Origin of the sequence: Mycobacterium sp. 852002-51971_SCH5477799-a, assembly GCF_001667145.1 — a bacterium.
Lineage (GTDB): Bacteria > Actinomycetota > Actinomycetes > Mycobacteriales > Mycobacteriaceae > Mycobacterium.
This window is the reverse complement of the sequence record NZ_LZIF01000116.1, coordinates 22708-35357: the sequence shown is the minus strand read 5'-3', so window position 1 is coordinate 35357 and position 12650 is coordinate 22708. Positions and strand designations below refer to the sequence as shown.

Here is a 12650-nt window from a genome sequence, read left to right as displayed (position 1 = left end):
CTTTCCCCATCGGCGGGTGCGGGCCGCAGGGCCCACACCGCTTTCCAGAGGCATCGAGATTCGCGCGGTCCGGGTGCCTGAGAGGTTGACGGAGAGGTGTTGCTCCTTCGGCGTTCGTGACTGGCAGCCACGAAACTCTCCCGCTCGAATGCGATGCGCAGCCCAGCTTACCCGGCTGCTCGAGGCGCGGGCGCGGGCGCGCCGTCAGCCGATCTTGCGGTCGCGGTGCTTGCGTCGGTGCGCCAGCTCGTCCTCTGGCTCGGCGATCGACTCGCCGCCGTCGGCCCGCTCGCCGGGAAAGTCGGCGATGACGCCGGTCAGCTCGCGCATGGCGCCCGACACGGCGATGCCGAAGACGCCCTGCCCGCCCTGCAGCAGGTCGACGACCTCTTCGGCGGACGTGCACTCGTAAACTGTGGTGCCGTCGGAGAACAGGGTGATGTTGGCCAGATCCTGGACACCACGCTGACGCAGATGATCGACCGCGACGCGGATGTTGTGCAACGAAATCCCGGTATCGAGCAACCGCTTGACGATCTTGAGGACCAGGATGTCCTTGAACGAATAGAGCCGCTGGCTGCCGGAGCCTGCCGCGCTGCGGATCGACGGGACCACCAGCGAGGTGCGTGCCCAGTAGTCCAGCTGTCGATACGTGATGCCGGCGATCTGGCAGGCACTCGGACCGCGGTAGCCGACCAGCTCGTCGGGCACGGAGTCGTCCGGGAAAAGTCCGGGCTGCACGGGTGCGCTGGCTACGGTGACGCTGCGGTCACTGGTCGCCGGGCTGCCGGTCTCAGCTAGATTGAGCTGCTCTTGGCGTGGCTGCTCGCTCACGGTGGTTCCTCTCCGCGATCGCGCTCTCGTCGTTAGCTGCGTCCCTGGCTGCTGTGCAGCCACGTTTGCTCAGGCCGAGTGCTAGTAGAGCTTACGCTTTCCGATAGCCGCCGCGCCTGTAGTCGCGAACAAAGTATGGCCGCCGCGAGGCGATGTGGGCGGGCTATCAACCAGCGTGTCGACATCTAGGTGTGGTTTGAGACGGATCCGTGATGTCGCTTTCCAGGCTAGACCAGCCGCCCCGCCGTCCCAAGTGCTGGTCGTAACGGGTTTGCGCTAGGTGGCTTTGAAATCGTCCGGAGACACGCTGTCGAGGAATTCCTTGAACTTCTCCACCTCGTCCTCGCGCACGGCGGTGCCGCCTTCCTCGTCGCTCTCGTCCGGGATCAAGAGCCCGGCCTGGGCGAGCACGCCTTCTTCGACGTAGATCGGAACGCCGACCCGCAGGGCGATCGCCACCGAGTCGGACGGACGGGCCGACACGGTGATGTTGCGGTCGAAAACCAGGTCGGCGTAGAAAGTGCCCTCTTGCAGATCGACGATCCGCACCTCTTTCAGCGAATGCCCAAGCGCGGCAATAACATCCCTGATCAGATCGTGCGTCAACGGGCGGGGGGGCTCGACGCCCTGCTGCTCGAGCGCGATGGCGGCGGCCTCCGACTGACCGATCCAGATCGGAAGGTAACGGTCACCGTTCGTTTCGCGCAGTAACAGCACCGGCTGGTTTTGCGGCTGCTCGACGCGAATGCCGACAACACGAACCTCACCCATTTGTGTCTGCCCTCCGCATTAGTGGCGCCGGTTGCATTGGTAGCCGCCAGGGACGGCGAGGTCAAAAGTCCGCCCTACTGCCGAAAACCAAGCTGTCGACCGAAGTCTAGTCCTCAGCGATCCAGAACGTCGCGAACGGCGGATTTGACCAACGACGTGTGCAACGTGATGGCGAGTGCCGCGACTTCGCGCGCCAAATCGTCGGCGCGATCGCGGGCGCCGGCCTTGCCGGCTTTGACTATCGGACCGGCAATTTGCGCGATCAGATCCGACTGCCGATCGGCGGCCGAGCGGAACGCGCGCAGATGCCGCGGCTCGACACCGTAATCCGACAGCGCCCGCGCGCATTGCAGGATGACGACGGCGTGCTCGTCGAAGAAACCGGCGGGTCCGGTGGTGATGACTCCGGCCTTGAGGAGCGCGGTGAGCAGGTCGTCGTCGACGCCGGCGCGATTCAGCAGTTCTTCGCGGCTCAGCCGGACGTGGGTCGGGGCCACCGCAGAGCTGTCCGAGCCCGAATCCGCGGCCTCCCCGGTTGCCGCTACGGACACCAGGCGCGGGGGGGAATACGACGTTCGGACGGGCGGCAGCTCGCCGTCGGGTTGGGCGTCCAGTTGCGCCCTGATGACCTTCAGTGGCAGGTAGTGATCACGTTGCGCGGTAAGGATGAACCGCAACCGCGCGCAGTCGTATGCGGTGAACCTTCGGTATCCCGACGCAGCCCGCTGCGGCGTCACCAGACCCTCGGCCTCCAGGAAGCGGATCTTGGAGATGGTGACATCGGGGAAGTCCGGCCTCAGCAGTTCCAGGACCGCCCCAATCGACATCCCGGCCAGTGCCGAGCTATCGGGTGCGCTCACTAGCCTGAAGATCCTCCATCCTCACCCTGCTTGGGTCCGGTCAGAAACACCAAGCGGAACTTGCCGATCTGCACTTCGTCACCGTTGGCAAGCACCGCCGAGTCCACGGGCTCACGGTTGACGTAAGTGCCGTTGAGACTACCAACGTCGACCACGCTGAATTCGTTGTTTTCCAACCTGAATTCGGCGTGCCGACGACTGACGGTTACGTCGTCGAGAAAAATGTCGCTGTCGGGATGGCGACCGGCGGACGTGGTGGGCTGGTCCAGCAAAAAGCGAGAACCCGCGTTCGGTCCCCGCTTGACGACCAGCAACGCCGAGCCGGCGGGGAGTCCCTCGACTCCGGATACCGCACTCTCGGTTCCCGCTTGTGCAGGAGCGTCCAGCTCGTTGAGGAAGTCGGCACGGAAGACAGAAGTCGTCTCTACCGTGACTTCGTCCGAATTCTGGTCGTTGTCCATGTCCGTCACCCGCTGCTCCTCACTGGCTGCTGTGGCGTTGTCTGTCCGGGCCGCTCGGCCGGCTTTCGCACCAGGTTTCTTTGCCCGGTATGCCGATTACTGCCGTCTTCTACTTGCAAGTGTCTTTCACGTGTCTTTCAGCGATCTACGAAGGTTCTCAAAGGTCGATGTGTCGACGGTACCGCGCACCGGCTTGCAATGCGCCCACCACCTGACGATCCGAAACTTCGACTCCCCCGCACCCCGGCCGCACCGCTCGCGCGCTGTGCGGGGCTGCAGGGACACTAGCAATCGTCATTCGGTCAGCGTTCCGCGGTAGGCCTCAGCGTCCAGTAGCGAAGCAATCGCCGACTCCAATTCGCCGACTTCGGAGACCTGCACATCCAGCAACCAGCCGGCCCCGTACGGGTCGGAGTTCACCAGTTGCGGGCTGCCGTCCAGATCGGTGTTGACCGCCGACACCGTGCCCGACACCGGGGCGTACAAGTCCGACACCGATTTCGTCGACTCGACCTCGCCGAAGGATTCGCCCGCGGTCACTTCGCTGCCCACGTCGGGCAACTGAACGAAGACGACATCGCCCAACGCCGACTGCGCAAAATCGGTGACGCCCACTCGCACGGTGTCATCCCCGCTGCGGCGAACCCATTCATGTTCGGCGGTGTAGCGCAGGTCGGGTGGGATATCGCTCACGGGTGATCCTGTTCTGTTGATGGCGCTCACTTGACGGGCTGAGCGTATTGGTGCGGTTTTGGTTGCCGCAAGGTGGTCACGTCCACGCGGTCGGCCTGCTGGACGGACATTCGCGCACCGACGCGTTTGACGGTGTCCTGCGCGCCACCGGGAATGTTCATGGCCGCGGCGAGGGTAGGCGGATCGCCAATCGCCAGAATCGAATACGACGGAGACAGTGTCTTGGTGTCGATGATCAGCGACCCAGGCGTACCTACCACCCACGTGTCGACACCCACTCGCACCGATTGGTGCGCGTCGTTGACTTCGATCGCCTCGGCGCCGGCGGCGCGCAACTCGTTGATCACGTCGAGCATCGCCTCGGGCGACACCCCGGGTGCGGGGTCGTCGATGGTGACCGTGACGCCAGGCCCGGTGGCGCCGACCGCCCCGACCAGAATGGACAGTGCCGCCAGCCGGGTCTGTGCGGATTGGATGGCGGCCTGGTCGTTGTTTCCGGACGCCTGCAATGAATTCAGCGTGTTCTGTAGCTCGTTCACCTCGGTGTTGAGCGTGCCTTCGCGCTGTCGCAACGAATCCAGCAGCACCAGAAGGTCTGCGGGACGGGCCGTCTCGAGTGAGTCACCCGACTCGGTCTGGCGGACCTGGGTGACGATGGCGAGGCCCAGAAGCAGACACAGCATGGCGGCCAGCGTGCCGAAGGCCATCCGGGACCGCCCGCCGCGCACCACGCCGGATAGCACGGTGCGGTGCACCGGGCCGATTTCGGGACGAGGACTTGTCGCGGCCAGTTCGTGGCGGCCGTGCGGCGCACCCGGCTCAGCCGTCGCATCGGTCCCCGAGCGACCGGGCTTGGTTGGCCCGTCACCACTTTGGCCGCCGCCGGCGCCCTGGCCGGCGGTGCTGTCTGGCGGATCCTGGCTCACGTTGACCTCAACTGCGTTACGCCCCAAACAGCCTACGGCGCAGGGCGGCGGCATTGCCGAAGATGCGGATACCCAGCACGACGATGATGGCCGTGGACAACTGCGTGCCCACGCCCAATTGATCGCCGACGTAGACGATCAGGGCAGCGACGAAGACGTTGAACACGAAGGAGATCACGAAGACCTTCGGGTCGAAAATCCGTTCCAGGTACGCACGTAATCCGCCGAACACCGCGTCCATCGCCGCGACCACCGCGATCGGCAGGTAGGGCTGGACGACTTCAGGCACCGCAGGGTGAAAAACCAGGCCCAGCACGATGCCGATCGCCAGCGCTGCGATACCGATCATGTTTGGTTTTCCGGTCGCATCTCACACAGGGGAACGTGTCTGTTGAGGACTTTTCTCACTGTGGCCCAATCTGCTTGGCGAACTTGACATCCCGTATCGATCCGGCAGGCAGCGTCAGACCGTCTGCGGCGTCCACCGTAACCACGACACCGTAGGAGATCTGTAGCAGCCTCAGCCGCTGCATGCCGGAGCTGTTGTCGAAGACATCGCGCATCGCCCGCGGCGGTCCGATCGCCAGGACGCTGTACGGACTGCTTGTCGGGCTGTTGTCGACCAGGATCGCGCCGCCGGCCTGCCGAATGGTCACATTCGGCCCGATCCGCACGCCGCCGACGGAAATGGCCTCGGCGCCGCTCGCCCACAACGAGTTGACCAGCAGCTGCAGATCGCGGTCCAGGATGATTTGCCTGCTGCCGTTGACCCGCTGCTTGGATACGTCGGACAGGTTCGGGCCGGCACCGGGATCGGTGACGGTCACCTTCAGGCCGGGCCCGATGACCGCGCTGCTGGCGGCCGCCAGGCTCAGCGCGTCAAGCCGTTTCAGCAGCCGTTGTCCCTCGGCGTCTTCGGCCAGGGCGTGGCGTCGCACGTCGTCGACGCGCGTCGCCAGCTCGCTGCGGCGCTGGTTCAGCTTGGCCGCGGAGCCTTCCGTCGACCGCACATTGCCCAACAGCAGCTGCTGGGCGGAGCGCACGCCGGGGGCCACCGAGCGGGCCTGCGCGACGGCGGCGGCGAAAACCGTCGCGATCAGCAACGCCGCCGCGGCCTGCCAGAGCCAACCGAAGACGCGCCGGCGTCCGCTGCGCGCTCGGCCGTCGGCGCCGCGTTTGGCCGCCGCCGCGGCATAGCCGGGATCGAGGTGCTCCGACAGCAGGGCGCGCAACAGCGACGGCACCGGGATCAGCGTGGGCCGCGACGCCACATGCGCGCCGCGACCGGCATGGGGGTCATAACCGCCGAGCAGGCGGTCCGCGTCAGCCATGGTCAGCCACCTTCGCCGCGGCCGACGGGCGAGAACCGCGGTCGACCTTGGGCATGCGTCGCAGCACGAGGGTCATCTGCACCGCATACTGCACGAACGCCCACAGGTACGCATACATACCCCAGATCAGGAAAGCCCAGCCGCAGGCCCCGATCACGCGGCTCCACAGCGCCTCCCAGGCGCCCAGCAGCACCAGCGGAAAGCCGGACATCAGCGCGAACGTCGCGGCCTTGCCGATGTAGGTGACCGGCAACGCGGACAGCCCCCGACTCCACAGCAGGGGCAAGGTGGTTGCCAACAGACCGTCGCGCGCGAGCAGGACGATGACGAACCACCACGGCACGATCCCGCCGAAGGCCAGCACGATGGGCACCGCGACCATGTAGAGCCTGTCGACCGCCGGGTCGAGCAGCACACCCAGCCGCGAGGACTGATTGAGCAGGCGCGCGATCTTGCCGTCCGCCCAGTCCGAGGCGCCGCTGAACATCAGAATCGCGACCGCCCACCCGTTGGCGTGCTCGAACACCAGGGCGTAGACGAAGACCGGGATCAGCGCCAGGCGGACAGCGCTGAGCACGTTGGGCACCGTCAGCACCCGGTTGGGCGGAAGCACCGGCTCCATGAGCCGTGACCTTAGCCCAACGGCGCGTGCGCGGCTGGCCGCAATTCGGGCGTCGGCATGCGGCCGCACGCACATTCGGCGCAGCTGCCGGCTTTAGCGGAACACCCCGGGCAGGCTCAGGGTGGACAGCGTGTCGTCCGACAGCGGGTTGTCGTTGACCATGTAGGTCCACGTCGACGTCGGCCGCGCCAGCTTGGACAGGTCCAATCCGGGCTCTTCCTCGAGCACGTTCGCGGTTTCGAACGTCTGCTGGGCCGCCTCGATCGCGTCCGCGGCCAGCGACGCGAACGCATCGACGGCCAACCGGTGGAATTCGTCCAGCGGGTTTTGCCGGCCCAGCGCCCGCAGATGGATGCTCTCCCGGATGTCGGCCAGGTACGCCAGATGGTCGGCCCAGCCGCGGTCGAGGTGATAGAGCATGATCTGGCGGCAGATCGTCTCCAGGCGCTTTTCGGAGATTCCGTCGGTCTCGGCCAGCTCCTCGTAGCGCTTGGGCGCCAGCGCGGCGAGTTCCTCACGCGCGGTCGCGGTGCGCAACAACGTATTACGGCGATCGACGATGATGGCGCGCTGCTGGGCGATCAACTGGTTGTAGCGCCAGGTGTTCGCGTGCACGTCCAGCATGCGGCCCTCCGCCACGCGCTGTGCGTGGTCGAGCAGGCCCGCCGCCTTGGGGCTGACGATCTTGCCGTCCTCGTCGGTTTCCGTCGGCAGCTTGTTGTGGTCGAGGTTGGCGGCCACCACGTCGTCTTCCCAACTCGAGAAGAACACCGACGACCCCGGGTCGCCTTGGCGCCCGGCGCGCCCGCGCAGCTGGTTGTCCAGACGCTGGGTGTGGTGTCGCCCGGTCCCGACGACGTGCAGCCCGCCAAGCTCGGCAACCCTGTCGTGGTCGGCTTCATCGGAGCCGCCGAGGCGGATGTCGGTGCCGCGCCCTGCCATCTGCGTCGAGACGGTGACGACGCCGAACTTGCCGGCCTCGGCGATCACCTGGGCTTCCTCGGCGTCGTTTTTGGCGTTCAGCACCACCGCGGGCACGCCGCGGCGCAGCAGCCGCTCATGCAGGTCCTCGGATTCGGCCACATCGCGGGTGCCCACCAGCACCGGTTGCCCGGTCTCGTTCACCTCGGCGATGTGGGCGACGATCGCGTCGTTCTTGGCCGCGGCGGTGATGTAGACCCGGTCGGATTCGTCTTCACGAATGTTGGGCTCATTCGGCGGAATTGGTGACACACCGAGCTTGTAGAACTGGCGCAGCTGCTCACCGGCGGCCAGCGCGGTGCCCGTCATGCCGCACACCGTGGCGTAGCGGTTGATCAGCGCCTGCACGGTGATGGTGTCCAGCACCTCGCCCGTCTCGGTGGTCTCGATGCCCTCCTTGGCCTCGACGGCGGCCTGCAGGCCATCGGGCCAGCGCTGCAGTTGCGCGATGCGCCCGCGCGCGGCGTTGATCAGGTGCACCGCGTCGTCGCGGACGATGTAGTGCACGTCGCGCTGCAGCAGCACGTGCGCGTGCAGCGCGACGTTGATCTCGGTCAGCGTGGTGACGACGTGTTCCTCGGAGTACAGATCGATTCCGCCGAGCGCCTTTTCCACCTTGCGGGCGCCGAGCTCGGTCAGGTGGACATTGCGGCTGTCGGCGTCGGTGTCGTAATCGGTGCCGGCCTCCAGCTGGCCGGCCAGCTCGATGATCTCCAGTCGCGGCGTCTCCCGGTGGGTGGTCCCGGCCAGCACGAGCGGCACCAGCGCCTCATCGACCAGCACCGAGTCGGCCTCATCGATCAGGGCCACGTCGGGATTGGGCGATACCAGGTCGGCGACGTCGGTCACCAGCTGATCGCGCAGCACGTCGAAGCCGATCTCGTTAACCGACGCGTAGGTCACGTTGCAGCCGTAGGCGGCCCGGCGTTCGTCGCTGGTGGACTCGGCGGTGATCCAGCCGACGGTCAGGCCCATCGCCTCGATGACGGGACCCATCCATTCCGCGTCACGGCGGGCCAGGTAATCATTGATGGTCACGACGTGCACGTGCCGCCCGGCCAGCGCGTACCCGGCCGCGGCGATCGCGCCCGCGAGCGTTTTGCCCTCACCGGTGGCCATCTCGATGACGTCGCCCGCCAGCATGCGCAAGGCGCCTAACAGCTGAACGTCGAACGGCCGCAATCCGCTCGCCCGCTCGCCCGCCTCCCGGGCGATGGCGAGGAACTGCGGGACGTCCTCGGAATCCGCGAGGTCATCGAGATTGAGCAGCCCGGCGGCCTTGCGCAGCTGCTCGTCGGTAAGACCGGCCGCCTCGTCGTCGTACTCCGACGAGTCGTTGACCTGGGTGAGGGAGCGGCTGCGATCCTTTTCGGTGCTGGCGCCGAGCAGCTTCCAAAAGCGGCTGCTCAGCCGGCCGGGTTGAGCGCGAGTCGTCTTAGGCACAGGTCAACGGTACGCGGTGGGCCGCCGCGTGGACTCAGGCCAGTCGGTGACGATGCAGGCCGCGAGCGGCGTGAGGAGGAGCCGACTCATCAGGCGAGGTTGGAGCGGCGTGGATAAGCGACGTCGGGGTCGGTGAGCACATTGACGACGGCGGGCAGCCCGCTGCCGAAGGCGCGGTCCAGCGCAGGCCGCAGCTCGCCGGGCGCGGCGACCAGTTCGCCGTGGCCGCCCAGGGCGCGCGCCACCTCGTCGTAGCGCGTCCCCGCGCGCAGCTCCGCCACCACCGAATAGCCGTACAAGGCCTCCATGGGGTGTTTCTCCAGACCCCAGATGCCGTTGTTGCCGATCACAGACACCACCGGCACGTTGTGCCGAACCAGGGTCTCCCATTCCATCCCGCTGAAGCCGAACGCGCCGTCGCCCTGCAGCAGCACCACCTGACGGTCCGGGCAGGCCAGCTTCGCCGCCAGTGCATAGCCGGGCCCCGAGCCCAGGCACCCGAAGGGCCCGCTGTCCAGCCAGCAACCCGGTTGATAGCTGTCGATCACACGTCCCGCGTACGACCCGAAATCGCCGGCGTCGATCACGACGATGGCGTCGCGATCCAGCATCGGTGCGAGTTCCGCATAGACCCGCATCGGATGCAGTGGGCTGCGATCGTCGGCGAGTTCGGCCTTTTCCTCGGCGCGCGACGCGGTCTCGGCGGTTCGCAATTCGTCGATCCACCCCTGATGGTCGGTGCTGGTGGCGGGGGCCAGCGCCGCGAGAATCGTCAACAGGTCGCCGTAGAGCTCGGCCTGCACCGGCCGCGGATGGCGCCGTTCGGGTTCGGCCCGGTCCACCACGATGAGCTGGGTCTGCGCCCCGAACACCGCGCCGAAGCCGAGCCGGAAATCCATGGGCACGCCGACGATCAGCGCAACGTCGGACTCCCCCAACGCTTTTCCGCGAACCCGGGAGAACGCCAACGGGTGATCGGCGGGAACGGCGCCGCGGGCCATCCCGTTCATCAGCACGGGGATCTGAAGTTCTTCGGCAAGGCGTAGGAGGGCCGCTTCGCCGTGCCCCCACCAGACGTTGGTGCCCGCCATGATCACCGGCCGCTTCGCCGCGGACAGCACGGCGGCGGCCCGGCCCAGGGAGTCGCCATCGGGTGCGGGCCCCGGCGGCAGGTCGACGAGGGCGCCGGGCCGGCCGTCATCGTCGGACATGGAAAACACGTGATCCATCGGGAAGTCGACGAAACTCACGCCCGAGGGCGCACCGACCGCGGCGCGCAGCGCCTCGTCAACGAACCGACCGGCCTCGTCCGCCGACTGCGCGGTGGCGGCGAAGCGGGCCAGCGGCGCCACGAATGGCACGTGGTCGATCTCCTGCAGCGAGCCCATTCCCCAGCGCTGCGCCGGGGCCCGGCCGCCCAGCACCACCAGCGGCGACTGGTTCTGCTGCGCCGCCGCCATCGCGCTCATCCCGTTGGTGACGCCCGGCCCCGCGGTCAGCGCGGCCACGCCGGGCGACCTCCTCACTTTCGACCAGCCTTCGGCGGCGAAGGTCGCGGTCTGTTCGTGGCGTGTATCGATCAGCCGGATGCCCTCATCGCGGCAGCCGTCGTAGATCGAGAACAGGTGACCGCCGGACAGCGTGAAGACGGTGTCGATTCCGCTGGCTTTGAGCCGGCGCGCGATGAGTCGGCCGGCATGTACGGTCTGGCTGGACGGAGCGTCGATGCTCATCTGCGCAGCCTATTCGAGAACCGCTCGGGTAGCTTGCGGGGAAGTGCCGACCGCAGAAGGAGACGCCGAAATTGGACTCGAAGCTGTTCAAACCGTCCATCGATTGGTCGTCGGCATTTCAGGATTCCCTGCGGTGGCTCGCCATCGCCTGGGCTATCGGTGCCGTCTGTCTGCTGGCCGCGCTGGTCGCCGCCCGGTATCTGACCCCGTGGGGCCGCCAATTCTGGCGGATCACGCGCGGCTACTTCGTCGGGCCGACCAGCGTCAAGGCATGGCTGGGGCTCGGTGTGCTGTTGCTGCTGGTGCTGTTCTCGGTCCGGCTCAACGTGCTGTTCAGCTACCAGAGCAACGACATGTACACGGCGCTGCAGGTGGCATTAAAAGGGCTCGCCACGGACAACAACGCGGTCAAACAGTCCGGGATCCACAACTTTTGGGTCTCGCTCGGGATTTTCATCCTGCTGGCGGCCATCTTCATCGCCCGGGTGATCCTCGACATCTACCTGACGCAGCGGTTCATCATCGCCTGGCGCATGTGGCTGACGGGCCATCTCACCGACGACTGGCTCGCGGGCCGGGCCTATTACCGGGATCTGTTCATCGACAACACCATTGACAACCCCGACCAGCGCATCCAACAAGACGTCGACATCTTCACCGCCGGGGTGGGCGGTACCCCGAACATCCCGTCCAACGGGACGACCAACACCCTGTTGTTCGGGGCCGTCAATGCGGTGGCATCGGTGATCTCGTTCGCCGCGATCCTGTGGAATTTGTCCGGGGACTTCGATCTTTTCGGCGTGACCGTGCCGCGTGCGATGTTCTGGACTGTCCTGATCTATGTCTTGATCGTGACGGTGGTCGCGATTTGGCTTGGGCGCCCGCTGATTTGGCTGAGCTTCAACAACGAGAAACTCAACGCCGCGTTCCGTTACGCCCTGGTGCGGTTGCGCGACGCCGCGGAGGCAGTGGGCTTCTACCGCGGCGAGCGCGTCGAGCGTACGCAATTGTGGCGACGCTTCACGCCGGTCATCGACAACTACCGCAGGTTCGTCCGCCGGACCATCATCTTCAACGGATGGAACTGGTCGGCGACGCAGACCATCATTCCGCTGCCGTTGGCAATTCAGGCGCCGCGCCTGTTCGCCGGGGAGATCGCCTTCGGCGACGTCACCCAGACCGCGCAGGCTTTCGGCAACATCAACGACTCACTGTCGTTCTTCCGCAACAACTATGACGCGTTCGCGGCCTTCCGGGCGGCGATCATCCGGTTGCACGGCCTCGTCGACGCCAACAGCAAGGGCCGCGCGCTGCCCACCATCTTGGTCAAGCCCAGCGAGGAGACCACGGTGGAGCTCCGCGGCATCGAGGTGCGCACGCCCGAAGGCGACCAGCTGGTCGACTCGCTGGACATCCAGCTCGATTTGGGCGACAGCCTGGTGATCACCGGCCGCTCGGGAGCCGGCAAGACGACGCTGCTGCGCAGCCTTGCCGAACTGTGGCCGTACGCCTCCGGGACGCTGTGCCGACCGGGCGGCGACAACGAGACGATGTTCTTGTCGCAGTTGCCGTATGTGCCGCTCGGCACTTTGCGCACGGTGGTGTGTTACCCGAATTCACCGGACGGCTTCGCCGATGACCAGCTGCACGACGTGCTCACCAAAGTGGCGCTGGCGCCGCTGATCAACCGGCTGGACGAGGACCACGATTGGGCCAAGGTGCTCTCGCCCGGCGAGCAGCAGCGCGTCGCCTTCGCGCGTATTTTGCTCACCAAACCAAAGGCGGTCTTCCTCGACGAGGCCACCTCCGCGCTGGACGAGGGCCTGGAATTCGCGCTCTATCAATTGATTCGGGGCGAGCTGCCGGAGTGCGTCATGGTCAGCGTGAGCCACCGCCCCACGGTCGAGCAACACCACGAGCAGCAGCTGCACCTGCTCGGCGGCGGCCCGTGGCAGCTGGGCCCGGTCGACAAGGAACCCGCGCAGGTCTAGCGGC

Annotated in this window: 12 protein-coding genes and 1 riboswitch; of the genes, 1 reads left to right on the top strand and 11 read right to left on the bottom strand. The window is 66.6% G+C overall.

The annotated features are described in order from the left end of the window. Positions 1–55: 55 nt before the first annotated feature. Positions 56–153, bottom strand: a riboswitch (glycine riboswitch). A gap of 51 nt (positions 154–204) precedes the next feature. From A5753_RS19245 to A5753_RS19195, 11 genes are all read right to left on the bottom strand, one after another. After that, positions 205–834, bottom strand: a complete 630-nt coding sequence (locus A5753_RS19245; RefSeq protein ID WP_067131743.1) for a MerR family transcriptional regulator — start codon at positions 832–834, stop codon at positions 205–207. A 276-nt stretch (positions 835–1110) separates the two neighbouring features. Next, entirely contained in the window at positions 1111–1605 is a 495-nt protein-coding gene (locus tag A5753_RS19240; protein ID WP_007771374.1) for a bifunctional nuclease family protein, read from the bottom strand. Positions 1606–1718: 113 nt separating this feature from the next. Next, a complete protein-coding gene (locus A5753_RS19235) occupies positions 1719–2465 on the bottom strand; it encodes a MerR family transcriptional regulator (RefSeq protein ID WP_067131740.1) in 747 nt (248 codons plus the stop codon). Beyond that, positions 2465–2926 carry a glycogen accumulation regulator GarA gene (gene garA / locus A5753_RS19230; RefSeq protein ID WP_007771376.1) on the bottom strand — a complete coding sequence of 154 codons (462 nt, stop codon included), beginning with the start codon at positions 2924–2926 and terminating at the stop codon, positions 2465–2467. Before garA ends, A5753_RS19235 begins: the two co-directional genes overlap by 1 nt. 294 nt (positions 2927–3220) lie before the next feature. Then, positions 3221–3619 (bottom strand): glycine cleavage system protein GcvH, encoded by a 399-nt coding sequence (gene gcvH / locus A5753_RS19225; protein WP_067131737.1) that lies wholly within the window; start codon positions 3617–3619, stop codon positions 3221–3223. Positions 3620–3645: 26 nt separating this feature from the next. Then, a complete protein-coding gene (locus A5753_RS19220) occupies positions 3646–4545 on the bottom strand; it encodes a DUF881 domain-containing protein (protein ID WP_067131734.1) in 900 nt (299 codons plus the stop codon). A gap of 16 nt (positions 4546–4561) precedes the next feature. Further along, positions 4562–4894 (bottom strand): small basic family protein, encoded by a 333-nt coding sequence (locus tag A5753_RS19215; protein ID WP_067131731.1) that lies wholly within the window; start codon positions 4892–4894, stop codon positions 4562–4564. A 55-nt stretch (positions 4895–4949) separates the two neighbouring features. Then, positions 4950–5876 (bottom strand): DUF881 domain-containing protein, encoded by a 927-nt coding sequence (locus tag A5753_RS19210; RefSeq protein ID WP_067131728.1) that lies wholly within the window; start codon positions 5874–5876, stop codon positions 4950–4952. Beyond that, on the bottom strand, positions 5869–6498 hold the full coding sequence (locus tag A5753_RS19205) for a CDP-alcohol phosphatidyltransferase family protein (protein ID WP_067131725.1): 630 nt from the start codon (positions 6496–6498) through the stop codon (positions 5869–5871). Before A5753_RS19205 ends, A5753_RS19210 begins: the two co-directional genes overlap by 8 nt. 93 nt (positions 6499–6591) lie before the next feature. Next, positions 6592–8922 (bottom strand): accessory Sec system translocase SecA2, encoded by a 2331-nt coding sequence (gene secA2, locus A5753_RS19200; RefSeq protein ID WP_067131722.1) that lies wholly within the window; start codon positions 8920–8922, stop codon positions 6592–6594. An 89-nt stretch (positions 8923–9011) separates the two neighbouring features. Next, entirely contained in the window at positions 9012–10655 is a 1644-nt protein-coding gene (locus A5753_RS19195) for an acetolactate synthase (RefSeq protein WP_067131719.1), read from the bottom strand. Between the two features lie 71 nt (positions 10656–10726). Between A5753_RS19195 and A5753_RS19190 the strand changes: the two genes are divergently transcribed. Further along, on the top strand, positions 10727–12646 hold the full coding sequence (locus tag A5753_RS19190) for an ABC transporter ATP-binding protein/permease (RefSeq protein ID WP_067131716.1): 1920 nt from the start codon (positions 10727–10729) through the stop codon (positions 12644–12646). The last annotated feature ends 4 nt before the right edge of the window (positions 12647–12650 follow it).